The sequence below is a fragment of the Bacillus sp. H1a genome (genome assembly GCF_000633475.1).
GTDB classification, from domain to species: domain Bacteria; phylum Bacillota; class Bacilli; order Bacillales; family Bacillaceae_G; genus Bacillus_A; species Bacillus_A paramycoides.
Genome location: NZ_AYMH01000024.1, coordinates 32,849 through 47,413, shown reverse-complemented (window position 1 = coordinate 47,413; position 14,565 = coordinate 32,849). Strand labels below are relative to the sequence as shown.

Sequence of the window (14,565 nt, the reverse complement as noted above, 5' to 3'; positions counted from 1 at the left end):
CCTTATCATTTCTTAACCATTGCCATAACACTTGATAAACAAAAAAACATCCATGCAATAAACCATGTAGTTAAAAAAGGCTGCTCATAAATTATCTCCATTATTGTCCTCATTTCTTCTTGATTTCGTTATAATATAATAAAAGGAGGTGAACCACTATGGAAATTAACGTAATCCCAAAATTTCTTGATGAAGCAGTTACACCAATTGCTCAGTCAGTCGGAAATACACTATCCTCTATATGGACAATTGTATTCGGAGGAATAGATAATTACGCGCAAAAAACTCAGCACAAACGAGTAGTTGCGCTTAATAAATTCAAAGAAGAACTAGAACAAAAGACTTCTTCTGTTCCAGAAGAAAATATTGTTGAACCACCACTACATATTGTTGGTCCTAGTTTAGAAGCATCTAAGTATTATTTTGAAAGTGATGAGCTAAGAACAATGTTCGCAAATCTTATAGCTGCATCTATTAACCGTGATACAATCGCTAAAGCCCATCCATCATTTGTAGAAATAATTAAACAGCTTTCTCCATTAGATGCAATAAATTTAAAATTATTTAAAACTACTAATAGATATCCTATAGTAAGATATGATTTCCTTAATACTAATAACAATGGAAGCTTTCCATATAAAACAAATGTATTTCTGGAGAATGCAGAGACTATGGATGTCGACTTAAATGCAACATCTATTTCAAATTTAGATCGTTTAGGCTTGGTTTCGATTACTTATAAGACGTATCTATCAGATGATACTTTTTATAAAAAATATCTTGATAATCCGTTTTTCCAAAAAACTAAACAAGAATTCGAACAGTACAATTTAACTTTGAATCCTGCATCCATAAAATTTAATGATGTGAATATTCGAAAAGGAATAGTTGACATTACACCACTTGGAGAAAGTTTTATTGAAATATGCATTTAACAAATCTAAAAATCCTCTTTTTATTAAAGGGGATTTTTTATATACAGAAGTTTGTTTTCAGTCACTTCCATCCCCCTTCCTATTCGAATGCCCTTTTTTTACATAATAAAAAGCAACTATACATCAGTTGCCCTTTCGTCAAAATCTACCTTACCTTAATTTATCAATCTAATTCTTTAACTTCCTTTGCTTTGAGGAATTGAATCATAATTATTAAGCAGACTATGAAGCCTGTTCCACATCCAAGAAAATAACTAAACCAATTCATGCCATCACTCCCTCCTCCAAAATAAAAAGCATCCACTATGTGAACACTTCATGTTATTATGGTTAAGCTATATTAATTCAAATTGATATGTAGGTGAAACAAATGGAAAATGGAGAACCTGAACAAAAATACGATTTAAGTAAAATATACACATACAAAGAGTTCCCTGATAAAATTAGCGGTCGCTGTGATAATTGCGGCAATACCGCATTCAAAAGTTCCGTTAAAGATTTCATCTTCTTAAGAGAATGTCGTCAATGTGGTATGAAGAAAATCATCTAGCCCTATCACGGGCTTTTTTCTTTGCATAATAAAAAGCACCCGAATGGATGCTTTGAAATAGGTTATTAATTTACATTTCAATTACGGTACGTGAAGTTTCAAACTTCTTCCAATCACCTAATGATGCTCTGCTGATATGTATCAACAATATTAAGTAACTGGAAGAAGAGCAAAAGCTCTCCGACGGTAACATTCAATCAGTACCATCTGCTGGTTTCGGATTTTATGTGCCGCTATAATGAAGCCGTTTAGAAATTTAGAAACAACATAGTGAGTTGTGTTTTCCGCCACTTCTCACAATACAAATATATCACGTTGATTCCAAAACAACCGGCACATTTCCTGCCAAAAAGCGGTCACGACTCTGCCATATTTTTAAAGTTCAGCATCCTTTATCTTAAAGTATCTTAATACCAAGGTGGATTTGAGTAATTGGAATAACTTTAATACTTCTTCCTTGGTGATAGAGTCATAATCATGGAATCCATGCGCTATTGAATTTCGATTAAGTTCTTGACATAATTCCTTCGGAACACTTACAAAGGTTTTTCCTAACATCCGAAGAACAGATAGTGAAAAAACTTTAATATATTGTTCTTGTTCTATATCAATATATTCTTCAGGTTTAATCCTCGCGACCCTATACCTTTCTGGCTTTTGTCTGACTGATACCAGATTAGTATTTATTTTACCATCACTCCAAGTTGCAAGAACATGTTCAAATGCAGCAAATAACGGCATAACACATAATTTATATAATCCTCCTTTATACGCTTCATAAGTCTCCTTAATTAAAGTTTCATGAAGTTCATACATAGGATCTTGTGTTATAACTTCTACATAAGATTCGAGATTCTGACTTATATATTCTAATATATCTTCATCAGTTACCTCTTTGCCTTCAAGCGCATCAATGATTTCCATATCTAGACACAAAAACTCCTTTTCTAGTTCCTGCAATAAATTATCAATCCCTTTTATTCTTGTTGCTATTTTATCATCAAGTAATTCCCAATCAATGCTGTCCACTATTCCTTTTAAATGTGCGTTAAACTCTTTAAAAATGTGCGTATTATCTATACTCTGTTTTAATGCATGCTGAGCAATTTTTTGCATTTCTACTATATTATTTCTATATGCACTCTGAATATTTTTGAGCGCTTTATCTACAGATTCCTTCATTGCAAGTGTAACTTGCACAGGGTTCATCATGTTTTGTTGTAGTTCCTTAAACTCAAAGCTATTATTTTTGAACTCTTCTAACACCATTTTCTTTTTGTTTTCAAGTTCTTTTTTTCTATATTCCTCTTCCATTTATGGCACTCCCTTCTATATTTAATATTCTATCATTAAAATAAAACAAGGTAGACACCCTTTCTTTGCAAGTTACCCATATCTTATATTGTGTGTAACTGACCCTATCACGAAATCCCTTGCTATCATTGACTTCATAAAACTTTCTCTTTTGAGTTACACAGTACGAAATTTATGAGTAACTGTATAAATTTAAAAAAGAAAAAGCAATGATTAGATTTTAAACCTAGTCATTGCTTTATCCATTGCATCTTGGTTTACACCTATATAACGTAGCGTGACCTTCTCTGACGAGTGATTGAATATCTCCATAAGTAATGCTATGTTTTTTGTTTGCATGTACATGTGATACCCGTACGTCTTTCTCAACGTATGTGTTCCTATTTCATCTAATCCAAACTCTGCCGCTGCTCCACTGAGTATCTTATATGCCATGCTACGACCGATAGGACGGTTCTTACCTTGTCTACTCTGTAATAGATACTCGTTGTCTTCTCTTTCTTCAATAAACCATTTTAGTTCTCTTTTCAGTGCTACTGTAATTTGTATTCGTTTTTGTTTCCCTGTTTTCTTTTCCCTCATAGAGATATGACTCCCTTTGACATCTCCTATCTTCAATTTCAAGATATCAGAGATTCTCAGGCCTGTATTGATTCCCATAATGAATAAAATATAATTACGTACACTCTTTTCCCTAAAATACTCTTTTAGCTGCTGTATTTGTTCTGGATCACGTATTGGCTGAACAAAATTCATTATTCATTACCTCCAGTCTCTTCTGTCTCGTAAACTTCTAATCCAAGTGCAAAAGCAAGTTTATAAAACGCTTTAGACTTCCAACGTCGATAAGTGCGCTCCGACATTCCTATTTCGTTATAAACCATGTAATCACATACATCCTCTTCTTCTAAATAACGTTTATAAATAATATCTCTTTGGATAATTCCTGCACGTCCGTTTCCTAATCGATTTAGAAACTGATCAATACGTAATGATATTCTTTCGAGCCACTCTTCTCGTTTGCTTTGTTGAATATTCGCTATAGCAACATCTTCTAACGGCTTTCCAACTACATGTGTAGGACCGTGCTCACGCATTTCATAAGAAGGAGTGACTTTCATTTCTTTACGCATCATCCCAAATTGCCTATGTATACGTACGCTTTCCAACACACCTTCTAATTCCTCTTGTGTTGCTGTTCTATCGATTTTTGGTAAAAAAGATAATTGTTTAGTCATGTAAGACCACTCCTTTTTATTTTTAAATTACTTTTGTCTCAAAGCCCCACGTCTACGTTCATAACGAGGGCCACGAATTCCCATTAAATCTTCAATATCACGCGTGCTTAACTTCTCTTTTCGTTTTTTCTTATGGTTCTTTTTCGCTTGCTTAGATTGCTTTTTCCATTCACGTAATTGATCTTTTAGTGCCTTCATTCCCCACATCCCCTTTCAAAATAAAGAGGACACCATTTCTTAAAACAGCTTGATTGCCGCTCTAAAAATTGGTGTCCTCTAGTTTTCTAGCCGGACTATATTTTGTTATCATTTACTTTAAAAAAACAGTTCGCACAAAAATGTTTCTCCAAGCATTATCCACCCTATATTTTTCAAAAGCTTTTGCACGCCGAGCAATAGCCATTCTTGTTTTCCTTTTCTTTAAATTAGCCATTCTCCTAACCTCACTTTCTTCTAAAAGGATTATTTTGTTTGGTTTTCTTAATAAGGACCAATAATAAACATGTCTATTACCCTGTTTACTTGTTTTTTATCCATCCGATTCAAGATATTTTTTAAAGATATCGCTGTCATTTCAGCAGATATACATTCACCTTTATCATCAAATAACTGTAATCCCAATTCCTCGAACATTCGCATATTGTGTGAATTCTTTGTTTCCTGTGTATAAATTACAATTTCTTTTAGATTGATTTGAAAAGATATCATTCTCATTTCCCTCTCCCCCCCGAATAAAAATCAATATTCCGTTAATACTGTAGATACATGGTAATCTTTTCTCCGTTTTCCTTGGGTGAGCAGTTAGCTTTTGCTATCTGCTCTTTTTATGTTTACGCGAATAAAATTCTAAATATTGTCTAACACTGTACATAAGACTTTAAAAAGTCGATTTCTCCCACTCTAGCTTTCTTGGCTGAGAACCGAGCAGTTAGCTTTTGCTATCTGCTCTTTTATTTCGTTCCTGCTCCTGTTTCTTAAAGAATTCTTTAACTGCATTTTCCCAATAAGTACACATTCTCCATCCCTCCTTGAATAAATCCCCAAATCTTGTCCATGCTATAAATACACTTAATTATTGAACTTCCTTCTTAGTTTTCTTAAGAGAGAGCAGTTAACTTTTACTAACTGCTCTTTTAATTGTAAGGATGTCCGCTCCCGTAGTATGTTACCTTTTCACTTTCCACTTCACTCGCCATTCTTTTTAAAGCGATTAATACATCATCCAATGTCTTTTGATCTCCTAAAACTTTTCTATTTGTTTCGATATGCCAAACCACATTTTCAAGCTGTTTTTTCACATCCATATCCATTCCCCCTTTTCTACAAAATGAAATTTTTATTAAGTTTCCTTCATTCCACATAATATTTCCAAACCCGTTTATACTAAAACTGTAACTTTAAGTTACAGTTCATGAAACATTGCTTGTAGGGCCTAGTTTCTTTTGTACAACGAGTAGTTAGCTAATTGAGCTAGCTACTTTGTTGTGCCAAATGAAGTTTTTGTTAATTTTTTTCACAATTACATAACATGAACATATAATGTAAAAAACTCATAGGCATTTTTACCTTTCTAAAGAGCACTTATATGGTGCTCTTTTTATTTGCTACTAAAATAGCGTTTTTGTTTAGTTTCACTCTAAAAGTAAAATTTTCATTTTTTCATTCAACCAAGTTCATAACATATTCTTTTCCCCCGATAAAATAATGATTAGGTGTCCCATGCGCATTTTATCCACTGGAAATAATACCTTTCACGTACTTACGTATTAGAAACTTCATTTCTGCTTCTTCTGCAATAGCAATTTTGTTCACTTTTTTGATACATTTATGAAACATTCACATGTTATCTTCAATATGTTCTATTCTTTTTGAAAAACCATGTGAGAATACCAAAACAAGAAGCCCTAGAGCCCTAACTCTAGGGCTTCTTGTTTTCAAATAAGGATTTTATTAAAAACTACTTTCTTTCACATCTTAAATTTCTGCTTTTTCGACCCTAATTCTCTCTCATAGCAAGGTAGTCTTCTATGTTAGCCCTATTAAAAATCAACCTAAATATGGTAAAATTTAAATAAGGCAGGTGAATATAATGGGTGGATTTGTAATTTGTACACTTGTTAGCTTAATTATCATCATAAGTGGTTATCTAATTCATATTAAAAAGTACTTATTCCTTATCGCCGGATACCAAGAAGCCACTTTTATTGGTGATAAAGATAAACTAGCTAAATTATTTGGAACATTCGCTTATATAGTAGGAATTGCCACTTTTCTACTCCCATTCGGGCTTGAATTCTTGGGTGACATAAGCGGTATGATTTACGCAATCTGCATTTGTGCAGGTACAGTATTTGTTTTGGTTCGAAAGCAAATGATTAATAAACCTTTTTAAAAAGAGTCTAAATATGGCTCTTTTTTTGTTAATATAACCGCTTCAAATAACTATTTTATGAAGCTTTTAAATATCCGATTTCCCTTGCATATTCACGCATCTTTTTCATTCCTTCTTCTGACCAACCCCAATGAGTACAGTACAATCCACCGTAACCATTTTTACCGTTCGAATTATCGTTACCGAATATAAAGTCTGTGAAATCTCTGATTAGCCCCCACATTGTTCCTCCACCAGAGAAATTATGCTCCTGTTTCTTGTTCATGTAAGAACTTCTAGTCATATACATCGGAACATTCGTCCCGTGGTCAACGTACCAAAGGTTTCTACCATCGTGTATAAAATGAGCCGTTCTATGTTTGTAACGAAAGAACTCTCTCTCATGATCTGCAAGATACTTAATAAGCGAATTTACGATTTCAATCCGTTTTTTCTTGTCCATCTTTCATTCCCCCTTTACGAATAATCTTGTTTAAATCACACATACTATCTACAAGTCAGCTTCCCACAGCTACTCTCTTTCAAATCGGAGTTCGTTACACTCCGTATCGTTTGTTGCACGGCAGGTAACTTAGTCAATTACCTGCCATTTTCTATTCAAATAACGCTTTTGTATAATTTATATTTTTAAAATTCATTTTCATAAGGACTGCCCTTATATGCTATACTCATTCTTAAATAATTGTATAAGGAATGTTAAAAATGAATGATAAATCCTCAAGGCAATGGAAAATGCAACAAAAGTTAAGGGCATTGAAAACAAAAAACAGAAATGATACAAACCCTTTGTTTACTGAATGTCTTGAATCCTTAGGAGACAAAACTCTAATCTTCTCTCAGGAGAAAAGCCAGCAGATTGCTAGTAATTTAATTAATTTATTTCCAATAACCGTCTCTGGAAAAATAGATTGGGAACAGATAGACAATCAATTAATAGCTTCAAACAAAGAACAACTAATTTACCTTATTAGAGCAAACCAACTAGATTTTGATGAACAGATTTTTATATTATGGGATAACTATGAAATCCCTGTAGTAAGTACAAATCTTGATAAAGTATTCCAATCACTTGTTGACGTTGATGCAGTCAGTTTTTATTACTGGCTATTAGATAAAGAATATAGATTCGTAATTGAAATAAAAGATGAAGAAATAATTAGAGTTGGGTTTCGCTAATACTCTAATCATCTTTCCTCATTATGCTGTTCTACAAAATTCAAATTCGGTTTTATTATCCGAACGTTCATAAAAATCACTTAAGCTTCTCAATGTATGTTGTTTTTACATGAATTGCTTTTCCATTAACCCAAATCACCATTTGTTCTCCATATCCAGTCTTAGGTTGTTCATAAGAAGTAACTACACCCTCATTCACCACAAAAATTTGATTTTTTGTTACATCAATTTCAGCTTTCATTTTTATCTGTTCTCCTTTTTCTATTTCATATACTCAACAACATTTGGATTAAATCCACTACCTAAATAAACCCTCACTGGAATGGCTTCTTTTTTATCACGTGCAGCCTTGCATAATTCTTCAGCAGATTCCCAATTAAACAGCTTATCAATTGCACGTTGAAACCTCCAAATTGCCATTGCGTACTGTTCAAACGTTTCATAACGATCGTCTGGATTTGTAGTACGCGGAAGCTCGTCCGTACATTTTGCGTTTCTAGGTATCTGGACACGTATATCTGTATATAGAACTCTTCCAGACCTCTTTTTTACATTAGCTTTTGAGACATCAAATTTAATAATTTCTGGTTCTACCTCGAAAATATTTAGCTGTTTAACCATGCACCTTTCCACTCCTTTTAATGAGTTCTAATAACTCACTTGCCCCCTGCTTACTTAAAAACATTCGCTCGTCCACTTTTCTTGCAATACCTGTATTTTTTTCATCATTAATCCCCCTTTTTAAAATTGCGTAATCTATAATTATCACCATACATTTCTAACATTTCGGCATTTTCCATCATCCGACTAAAATCACGTTCCCCATACATTCCTGCTAATTCACCGATAGTAAAATTAGTAGTAAACAAAGTACTCTTACCTATACGACTATCAACGATTTCATTTGTTTTTGTTTGCTTCCATGTAACCCCTTCTTTATCTTTTTCCGTGAATTCTGCTCCGAAGTCATCGATAATCAAGACATCAACTTTTGCTAGAAGGGACATAAGCTTGTCCTCTGTCATTTCACTGTTTTTATTCCAAGTGGATTTGATTTTGGTAAATAACTTATTCATTTGAATAAACATTGCACTGTGACCCTTTTTCATAAGTTCTTTAGTGGCCGCCACACACAAATGACTTTTTCCTACTCCATAATCGCCTGTTATAATCATGCTTGTTGGTTCTTCTTTATTGAATGAAGTAACAAAATTCATAATCGTTTCTTTCGCATTAGCCAATTCCTTTTTAGGTGGTACATAATTTTCAAATGTGGCTTTTTTGAGTTTGTCATTTATTAAGCTGTTATCAGCAAATGAATCATATAAATGAATGATTTCATTTTTCTTTTTTATAGCTAGTGTCTCTTTAGCTAATTTCTGATCTTCGTTTTCTACCGATCTACATTGAGGACAAAATTCCTCATTTGTTTCTATATCTATCAACATGCGTTTGCTGCAAACGTCTTTAAAATTTTCTTGACCTACTAAAAAGACATTCTTACATCTTTTAGGAGACAATACATATCTTTGACTAGCGTTTCTTGAAGTCGTATTTGTCGATGAAACTACTATCTTTTTTATTGCTTGCATTAGCTGGTCCTCCTTTAAATGTTCCTTTTCGTTGTACAGGTTTTTCATTTAAATAACTTTCGAATTTAGTTCCAAATAATGTGATAGGTCTCAAATATCCACTCATCTCCGTATTATCAATCCATTGTGAAGTCTTAATGTCAATCACCTGTTGAAAATGAGTTAATCCGAATCCTTCTTTCCACCTTGCTTTGATTAGATCCTGTGTTTTTTTAGATGTATGTTTATAATTGGTATTTGCTTTCATGTTGAGGTAATCAACAATCTCTTGATACGGAATAGATTGAGCGTTGTCCTTAGATTTTTCAGGGCTATATTCTTTTTTTATTTCTTTATCTAAATCTTTATCTAAATCTTTATCTATGTCCGTTACGACATCGTTACATGTAACGTTACAACTAAGTGTTTGTTGTTTTTTTCTTTCTCGGTGTGCTGCTACACGTTTCCTAGTGTCTTCCTTAATCTTTTCTAAACGGTCTAGATTCTGATGTTTTCCCCAATTAATGACATTGATGTAATGATTTTCGTCAATATCAATCATCCCGAATTTTTGAAATACACTTAGTGCCATCCGAACTGTATTTAGGGAGCGATTAAAGAGTGTTGCTAGCATATCTTCCGTATATGGGATATTCTCGTTTAAAAAAATATAACCACTTGCATTTGTTTTACCAGCTTGAGCTAACAACTTAATCCAAATAATTAATAATGTATCGGCTTCAGGCATGCTCTCAATTAGGCGAATTTTTTCATCCTCAAACATCGTTGTCGAAAGTTTAATCCATTTCACTTTTACTTCAGACATATTCATTACCTCCTTGTACAAACTGCTATGTGTGCTTGTCCACTTTTGATAATTCATTGAATATCATAATGCGGATAATCAACACTGAAGTATTGCTCAATCATCTGTTTTAATTCTTCTTTGCTTTTTGCTAATTCCCAGAACTTATTAGGTAATAGTACTTGATAAACAACTAAATCCATGTACTATTCCACTTCTTTCCGTGATATACTTATAACAACTTATTTTTTTCTAAAGGACCCACTGCTATGGGTCTTTTTATTTTGTTTCACATCACTCCAAGCCCATTGTTTTATTGGTTGGTAAGTAATGTAAAACAACCATACACTACATGCGATTAACATTCCGAATAAAGCTAACGATGTTGAATCTTCCACAAAATCACTTCCCTTTTAAATAAATTCAGCGTATTATTAATCATCAATTTCAACTGTTACATAGTGAATTTGTGTTTTTAGGGGAACCTGTTGTGTAAGTATGATAGATGATGTTGGTTCACCATCTTCAATTAACCTCTTAATCTTACGAGTTGCTTCAGTTTTTGATTCACACTCGTAAGCGTTTAGACCATATCCCCTGTTGTGAAGTACAAAATATTTAGTTTCTCTCATTTTCTTTTCCTCCTATTGAACTTCCGCCATATTTATCTGTGCATTTGTAGCCGTGATTTCTTCATCCAAAATTGTTGGAACTGAATATTCTTCATTAATGATTTGAATTGCTCTATCTAAATGATGACGTTTAATAGCTTTATAGCTATTCACACCAAACTCTCTATGTAGTTGACCATAAATATCGCTATATAACTTTCTTCTAATGCCAATATCCTGGTAAGCATTAGAATCTTTTCCACCTAGCAGAAGAACGCCTAACTTTCTTACAGCTCTTGATATTTCATCACATTCAACTGCATATAAAGGAGCATTTTCACGTAAATCCTTTACATCAGATTTAATATGCTGAATTTCTTGTGCTTGTTCTTCTAAGGCTTCAAATGTTAATTTCAAAACACTCATTGGATCTTTAGGTACTTTTTGTTGAATTTGCATATATTGTTTCATACGTTTGAATTCTTCAATAAACTTAATTTTCATTTGGACAGCTTCTTTTGTGTTGTAACTCATAACAACCAATGTAAAAGCTTCTTCTGTTAAATCACATTTAGGATAAAGACGTCCTCTATTTTCATAAGTTCGTTCCTTAAAATTTAGGAGTGAAAATTCTATTCCTGTATAATCCATTTGAGTCCTGATATCAGACATAACATTGTCATGACGTTTATTGAATACTTCTGCAATCATCAAACTATCTGTAACAATTTCACCATTGCTTTCAAATACGAACTCACTATGTACGGATTTTTCATTTACTACTGTTAATTGATCCATGATTTTTTCTCCTATCTATAGACTCGGAATGATTTTAGTTTGATTTGCATAGCGATGTATCAAATGCAATTCACTATTTACTTTTTTGAAAATCAACCAATTATCAGGATTTAACTTGTATGATTCAATATGAATTTTCTCCTTTTTAGTTGGTTTTTTGCCGTTCTTTAATTAATCCACTTCCTGCCATTAGTTACTATGACCTGCACTTTCTGATCTTTCTTTAATTCTTTGAGCTGCTATTCTTGGAACAGACGTCCTCATTAAGAACGCTTTTAAAAGCTTTAATGCTTCTGGGCTCGGACCATCCATTTTAATTTGTTGTTTAGTTAGTTGGTTTGTCATTTAATATCTTCCTCACATATTTCAATGCCTAAAGTTTCTGCAATTCGTTTTTTTTGTTTTTTTCCTTTCCTAGATCCTTTTAAAATATCCGATAAATAGGAAATTGAAATTCCTAACTCGGAAGCGAATGAACTAAGAGTTAAATCTCGTTTTAATAACTCCGTCCTTACCTTTATTCCGAAATTTGAATATTGCACTTTGTTACCTACTTTCTATTGCGAAAATTTGCGCTAAATTATTGACTGTTTATTAGCAAATATGCTAAATTGAATGTATGGAAAAAAGACGCAAAAATCCCAAGTTAATCGCCCCCCAGCGATCACTACAACTTTAATGCTACGGTATTTTTACGCCTTAATTCCGCTAAATAATTAGCTTACAGGTATATATTAATAGCATATTTGCTAAAAGTCAATATTTTTATAGCATATTCGCTAAATTTAACCTACGCTAAATCAGAAAGGTGATTACTATGACTTTAGTTAACACAATTAAAGGTCTATGCGCACAAAGAAAAATTGCACTCTCAGCACTAGAACGTGATTTAGAATTTGGAAACGGAACTATACGCAGATGGGATAAAACATCACCATCGGCTGAGAAACTACAAAAGGTAGCTGACTATTTCCATGTAACAACTGATTATCTACTAGGAAGAGAACCGTTAAATCAATTAAACAATAAGGACGAAAAAGATATTGAAAAAAGAATGGAAGAAATAAAACGTGACCTAATAGACTCACAAGGACTTATGTTCTCTGGTGAGCCAATGAGTGAAGAAGCTGTAGATTCTTTGTTAGATGCAATGGAATACATTGTACGTCAAACAAAAGTTATTAATAAAAAATACATTCCTAAGAAGCATCGTAAAGATAATTAATGTAAGTTCGGGAGTGATCACATTGAAATTCGTAATAAACAACACAGTCAATCAACTTTGCAAAAAACATAATACCAAAGACCCCTTTGAACTTGCACAATGTTTAAATATAAATATCTTTTTTTATGATCTACACGAAGAAATTAATGGATTCTACAAGTATGAAAAGAGAAATAAATTTATAGCTATTAATAGTAATTTATCTTCAACTATGCAAAGAACAGTTTGCGCTCATGAATTAGGACACGCTGTCCTGCACCCTCAAGCGAATACACCGTTCTTACGAAAAAATACGTTTTTATCCGTTGATAAATTAGAAATTGAAGCCAATATATTTGCTGCGCTTTTGTTAATAGATAAGGATAGCATTACTCCAGGTGATACAAAAGCATGTATAGCATATAAAAATAACATTCCTGTTGAGCTTTTAGAATTTTACACGTTCGCCAGCAAAAGAAATAATTTAACAACAAATTGAAAGGTGGAATAAAAAGTGAGATGTGCAATTTATGCTCGTGTTTCAACAGAGGAACAAGCTGTAGAAGGATATTCCATCTCCGCTCAAAAGAAAAAACTTAAAGCGTATTGCGATGCACAGGACTGGGATGTTGTTGGTTACTATGTAGATGAAGGTATATCCGCTAAAAATACTAACCGTCCAGAATTGAAACGGATGATAGAACACATAAAAAAAGGACTAATTGATTGTGTTTTAGTTCATCGATTAGATCGTCTTACAAGATCTGTACTAGATTTATATACACTATTAGATGTATTTGAAGAATACGATTGTAAATTCAAAAGTGCTACAGAAGTTTATGATACAACAACAGCCATTGGAAGATTATTCATCACCATTATTGCTGCGCTAGCCCAATGGGAACGTGAAAACATTGGCGAACGAGTTAGAGTGGGACAACAAGAAAAGGTTAGGCAAGGTAAATATACTTCTCCAAGAAAACCTTATGGATACAATGCAGACCATAAAAAAGGAGTATTAACTATTATAGAAGAAGAGGCAAAAATCGTTCGTTCTATTTTCAATGATTATTTAAAAGGGCATAGTGCTATGAGAATTAGCAAAAAACTCAACACCATCGGAACGCCTGGACGAGACTATTGGAATGAAAAAGCTGTAATGTATATTATAGAAAATCCACTATATATCGGGACTTTACGCTGGCGAAAAGAAACGGAACATTATTTTGAGATTCCAGATTCTGTACCAGCTATTATAGAGAAGGAATTATTTGATAATGTTCAAAAATTAAGAGAATCAAGAAGAGAATCCCATCCTCGTAGTCAATATGGTAGTTATATTTTCTCTGGCATTATAAAATGTCCTCACTGTGGTAGGTCATTAGTAGGAAACTATGTAACATCAAAGAAAAGAGATGGAACTGTCACTAAGTATAAACAGTATTTCTGTAGAGGTCGGAAATTAAACGTTTGTACTATGGGCAGTATGTCGGAACGTAAATTAGAAAAAATTATTATTCCACATATACTTTCCTTCCACATAGATGCAACAGATGCAGATGTCACAACTGGAACAAGTAACATGGAAGATGAGATCATACAAATTAAAAACGAGCTAAAAACTATTGAGAAACGGCGAAAAAAATGGCAATACGCTTGGGCAAATGACCACTTAAAAGATGAAGAATTTACAGAACTTATGCAAGAAGAAAATGATAGAGAAAAAGTTTTAACGGAAGAATTGTATAAGCTAAAACCAACTGAAAATAAAAAGCTCAAGAATGAAGAATTAAAAGAAATTTTGAAAGATATGAAACTTAACTGGAACAACTTAAATGATGAAGAAAAGAAAATGTTCATGCAAATTATACTAAAAAAGATAGTTGTTGAAAGAAGTGATGAATTGCAGGCTTATGAGTTAAAAGTAGTAGAAATGGAGTTTAATTGATGTTATATTTGATTAAAATTCAT

Annotated in this window: 25 protein-coding genes; 7 read left to right on the top strand and 18 right to left on the bottom strand. The window is 33.0% G+C overall.

Annotated elements, in window-relative coordinates; genetic code table 11:
- The first annotated feature begins 158 nt into the window (after window positions 1–158).
- Window positions 159–935: a DUF4393 domain-containing protein gene (locus U860_RS0112370; protein ID WP_025148770.1), complete on the top strand. Its 777-nt coding sequence runs from the start codon at window positions 159–161 to the stop codon at window positions 933–935.
- 370 nt (window positions 936–1,305) lie between these two features.
- Window positions 1,306–1,485: a hypothetical protein gene (locus U860_RS0112360; protein ID WP_025148769.1), complete on the top strand. Its 180-nt coding sequence runs from the start codon at window positions 1,306–1,308 to the stop codon at window positions 1,483–1,485.
- A gap of 375 nt (window positions 1,486–1,860) precedes the next feature.
- Here U860_RS0112360 and U860_RS0112355 read toward each other — a convergent pair whose 3' ends face one another.
- The 7 genes from U860_RS0112355 to U860_RS35870 all read right to left on the bottom strand — a co-directional run bounded on the left by U860_RS0112355 (window position 1,861) and on the right by U860_RS35870 (window position 5,341).
- Window positions 1,861–2,799, bottom strand: a complete 939-nt coding sequence (locus U860_RS0112355) for a hypothetical protein (RefSeq protein ID WP_025148768.1) — start codon at window positions 2,797–2,799, stop codon at window positions 1,861–1,863.
- 213 nt (window positions 2,800–3,012) lie between these two features.
- Window positions 3,013–3,555, bottom strand: a complete 543-nt coding sequence (locus U860_RS0112350; RefSeq protein WP_001012174.1) for a site-specific integrase — start codon at window positions 3,553–3,555, stop codon at window positions 3,013–3,015.
- On the bottom strand, window positions 3,555–4,037 hold the full coding sequence (locus U860_RS0112345; RefSeq protein WP_025148767.1) for an ArpU family phage packaging/lysis transcriptional regulator: 483 nt from the start codon (window positions 4,035–4,037) through the stop codon (window positions 3,555–3,557). The genes U860_RS0112350 and U860_RS0112345 overlap by 1 nt, the downstream gene beginning before the upstream one ends.
- 27 nt (window positions 4,038–4,064) lie before the next feature.
- Window positions 4,065–4,235 carry a hypothetical protein gene (locus U860_RS35875; protein WP_033795418.1) on the bottom strand — a complete coding sequence of 57 codons (171 nt, stop codon included), beginning with the start codon at window positions 4,233–4,235 and terminating at the stop codon, window positions 4,065–4,067.
- Between the two features lie 112 nt (window positions 4,236–4,347).
- Complete coding sequence (locus U860_RS33200; RefSeq protein WP_081806703.1) at window positions 4,348–4,470, bottom strand: DUF3983 domain-containing protein; 123 nt, start codon at window positions 4,468–4,470, stop codon at window positions 4,348–4,350.
- 47 nt (window positions 4,471–4,517) lie between these two features.
- Window positions 4,518–4,751, bottom strand: coding sequence for a hypothetical protein (locus U860_RS31465; RefSeq protein WP_033795417.1), 234 nt, complete (start codon window positions 4,749–4,751; stop codon window positions 4,518–4,520).
- A 419-nt stretch (window positions 4,752–5,170) separates the two neighbouring features.
- A complete protein-coding gene (locus tag U860_RS35870; RefSeq protein WP_205206310.1) occupies window positions 5,171–5,341 on the bottom strand; it encodes a hypothetical protein in 171 nt (56 codons plus the stop codon).
- Between the two features lie 785 nt (window positions 5,342–6,126).
- Here U860_RS35870 and U860_RS0112310 point away from each other — a divergent pair.
- Window positions 6,127–6,429 carry a DUF3784 domain-containing protein gene (locus U860_RS0112310; protein WP_081806701.1) on the top strand — a complete coding sequence of 101 codons (303 nt, stop codon included), beginning with the start codon at window positions 6,127–6,129 and terminating at the stop codon, window positions 6,427–6,429.
- A 55-nt stretch (window positions 6,430–6,484) separates the two neighbouring features.
- On the opposite strand, the gene U860_RS0112305 is transcribed toward U860_RS0112310, so the two are convergent.
- On the bottom strand, window positions 6,485–6,871 hold the full coding sequence (locus U860_RS0112305) for a hypothetical protein (protein WP_025148764.1): 387 nt from the start codon (window positions 6,869–6,871) through the stop codon (window positions 6,485–6,487).
- Between the two features lie 260 nt (window positions 6,872–7,131).
- Between U860_RS0112305 and U860_RS0112300 the strand changes: the two genes are divergently transcribed.
- A complete protein-coding gene (locus U860_RS0112300) occupies window positions 7,132–7,605 on the top strand; it encodes a hypothetical protein (RefSeq protein ID WP_025148763.1) in 474 nt (157 codons plus the stop codon).
- 76 nt (window positions 7,606–7,681) lie between these two features.
- On the opposite strand, the gene U860_RS33190 is transcribed toward U860_RS0112300, so the two are convergent.
- The 10 genes from U860_RS33190 to U860_RS0112250 all read right to left on the bottom strand — a co-directional run bounded on the left by U860_RS33190 (window position 7,682) and on the right by U860_RS0112250 (window position 11,932).
- Window positions 7,682–7,846, bottom strand: coding sequence for a DUF3954 domain-containing protein (locus tag U860_RS33190; RefSeq protein WP_000642661.1), 165 nt, complete (start codon window positions 7,844–7,846; stop codon window positions 7,682–7,684).
- Window positions 7,847–7,866: 20 nt separating this feature from the next.
- A complete protein-coding gene (locus U860_RS0112290; protein WP_025148762.1) occupies window positions 7,867–8,226 on the bottom strand; it encodes a hypothetical protein in 360 nt (119 codons plus the stop codon).
- A 107-nt stretch (window positions 8,227–8,333) separates the two neighbouring features.
- The gene (locus U860_RS0112285) at window positions 8,334–9,197 is read right to left on the bottom strand and encodes an ATP-binding protein (RefSeq protein ID WP_025148761.1); all 864 of its coding nucleotides are present in this window, start codon (window positions 9,195–9,197) and stop codon (window positions 8,334–8,336) included.
- Entirely contained in the window at window positions 9,139–10,002 is an 864-nt protein-coding gene (locus U860_RS0112280) for a phage replisome organizer N-terminal domain-containing protein (RefSeq protein WP_025148760.1), read from the bottom strand. The genes U860_RS0112285 and U860_RS0112280 overlap by 59 nt, the downstream gene beginning before the upstream one ends.
- A 53-nt stretch (window positions 10,003–10,055) precedes the next feature.
- Window positions 10,056–10,184 carry a hypothetical protein gene (locus tag U860_RS36830; protein ID WP_081806699.1) on the bottom strand — a complete coding sequence of 43 codons (129 nt, stop codon included), beginning with the start codon at window positions 10,182–10,184 and terminating at the stop codon, window positions 10,056–10,058.
- Between the two features lie 39 nt (window positions 10,185–10,223).
- Complete coding sequence (locus U860_RS35865) at window positions 10,224–10,379, bottom strand: hypothetical protein (protein ID WP_033795416.1); 156 nt, start codon at window positions 10,377–10,379, stop codon at window positions 10,224–10,226.
- A 36-nt stretch (window positions 10,380–10,415) separates the two neighbouring features.
- On the bottom strand, window positions 10,416–10,613 hold the full coding sequence (locus tag U860_RS0112265) for a hypothetical protein (protein WP_025148759.1): 198 nt from the start codon (window positions 10,611–10,613) through the stop codon (window positions 10,416–10,418).
- A gap of 12 nt (window positions 10,614–10,625) precedes the next feature.
- Window positions 10,626–11,390 (bottom strand): ORF6C domain-containing protein, encoded by a 765-nt coding sequence (locus U860_RS0112260; protein ID WP_025148758.1) that lies wholly within the window; start codon window positions 11,388–11,390, stop codon window positions 10,626–10,628.
- A gap of 189 nt (window positions 11,391–11,579) precedes the next feature.
- Window positions 11,580–11,735, bottom strand: coding sequence for a hypothetical protein (locus tag U860_RS35860; RefSeq protein ID WP_205206309.1), 156 nt, complete (start codon window positions 11,733–11,735; stop codon window positions 11,580–11,582).
- Window positions 11,732–11,932: a helix-turn-helix transcriptional regulator gene (locus tag U860_RS0112250; protein WP_025148757.1), complete on the bottom strand. Its 201-nt coding sequence runs from the start codon at window positions 11,930–11,932 to the stop codon at window positions 11,732–11,734. The genes U860_RS35860 and U860_RS0112250 overlap by 4 nt, the downstream gene beginning before the upstream one ends.
- A gap of 275 nt (window positions 11,933–12,207) precedes the next feature.
- On the opposite strand from U860_RS0112250, the gene U860_RS0112245 reads away from it, so the two are divergent.
- From U860_RS0112245 to U860_RS0112235, 3 genes are read left to right on the top strand one after another with little or no spacing between them, the layout of a single operon-like run.
- Window positions 12,208–12,615, top strand: coding sequence for a helix-turn-helix transcriptional regulator (locus tag U860_RS0112245; RefSeq protein ID WP_025148756.1), 408 nt, complete (start codon window positions 12,208–12,210; stop codon window positions 12,613–12,615).
- A gap of 22 nt (window positions 12,616–12,637) precedes the next feature.
- Entirely contained in the window at window positions 12,638–13,093 is a 456-nt protein-coding gene (locus U860_RS0112240; protein ID WP_025148755.1) for an ImmA/IrrE family metallo-endopeptidase, read from the top strand.
- 15 nt (window positions 13,094–13,108) lie between these two features.
- Window positions 13,109–14,542 carry a recombinase family protein gene (locus U860_RS0112235; RefSeq protein WP_025148754.1) on the top strand — a complete coding sequence of 478 codons (1,434 nt, stop codon included), beginning with the start codon at window positions 13,109–13,111 and terminating at the stop codon, window positions 14,540–14,542.
- Window positions 14,543–14,565 lie beyond the last annotated feature (23 nt).

Coding starts and splice junctions, on each gene's coding strand:
- U860_RS0112300 (WP_025148763.1), top strand. CDS start 7,132: ATGAATGATAAATCCTCAAGGCAATGGAAAATGCAACAAAAGTTAAGG.
- U860_RS0112370 (WP_025148770.1), top strand. CDS start 159: ATGGAAATTAACGTAATCCCAAAATTTCTTGATGAAGCAGTTACACCA.
- U860_RS0112310 (WP_081806701.1), top strand. CDS start 6,127: ATGGGTGGATTTGTAATTTGTACACTTGTTAGCTTAATTATCATCATA.
- U860_RS33200 (WP_081806703.1), bottom strand. CDS start 4,470: ATGGCTAATTTAAAGAAAAGGAAAACAAGAATGGCTATTGCTCGGCGT.
- U860_RS0112280 (WP_025148760.1), bottom strand. CDS start 10,002: ATGTCTGAAGTAAAAGTGAAATGGATTAAACTTTCGACAACGATGTTT.
- U860_RS35860 (WP_205206309.1), bottom strand. CDS start 11,735: ATGACAAACCAACTAACTAAACAACAAATTAAAATGGATGGTCCGAGC.
- U860_RS0112290 (WP_025148762.1), bottom strand. CDS start 8,226: ATGGTTAAACAGCTAAATATTTTCGAGGTAGAACCAGAAATTATTAAA.
- U860_RS36830 (WP_081806699.1), bottom strand. CDS start 10,184: ATGGATTTAGTTGTTTATCAAGTACTATTACCTAATAAGTTCTGGGAA.
- U860_RS0112345 (WP_025148767.1), bottom strand. CDS start 4,037: ATGACTAAACAATTATCTTTTTTACCAAAAATCGATAGAACAGCAACA.
- U860_RS35870 (WP_205206310.1), bottom strand. CDS start 5,341: ATGGATGTGAAAAAACAGCTTGAAAATGTGGTTTGGCATATCGAAACA.
- U860_RS31465 (WP_033795417.1), bottom strand. CDS start 4,751: ATGAGAATGATATCTTTTCAAATCAATCTAAAAGAAATTGTAATTTAT.
- U860_RS33190 (WP_000642661.1), bottom strand. CDS start 7,846: ATGAAAGCTGAAATTGATGTAACAAAAAATCAAATTTTTGTGGTGAAT.
- U860_RS0112245 (WP_025148756.1), top strand. CDS start 12,208: ATGACTTTAGTTAACACAATTAAAGGTCTATGCGCACAAAGAAAAATT.
- U860_RS0112265 (WP_025148759.1), bottom strand. CDS start 10,613: ATGAGAGAAACTAAATATTTTGTACTTCACAACAGGGGATATGGTCTA.
- U860_RS35875 (WP_033795418.1), bottom strand. CDS start 4,235: ATGAAGGCACTAAAAGATCAATTACGTGAATGGAAAAAGCAATCTAAG.
- U860_RS0112260 (WP_025148758.1), bottom strand. CDS start 11,390: ATGGATCAATTAACAGTAGTAAATGAAAAATCCGTACATAGTGAGTTC.
- U860_RS0112355 (WP_025148768.1), bottom strand. CDS start 2,799: ATGGAAGAGGAATATAGAAAAAAAGAACTTGAAAACAAAAAGAAAATG.
- U860_RS0112360 (WP_025148769.1), top strand. CDS start 1,306: ATGGAAAATGGAGAACCTGAACAAAAATACGATTTAAGTAAAATATAC.
- U860_RS0112350 (WP_001012174.1), bottom strand. CDS start 3,555: ATGAATTTTGTTCAGCCAATACGTGATCCAGAACAAATACAGCAGCTA.
- U860_RS0112305 (WP_025148764.1), bottom strand. CDS start 6,871: ATGGACAAGAAAAAACGGATTGAAATCGTAAATTCGCTTATTAAGTAT.
- U860_RS0112285 (WP_025148761.1), bottom strand. CDS start 9,197: ATGCAAGCAATAAAAAAGATAGTAGTTTCATCGACAAATACGACTTCA.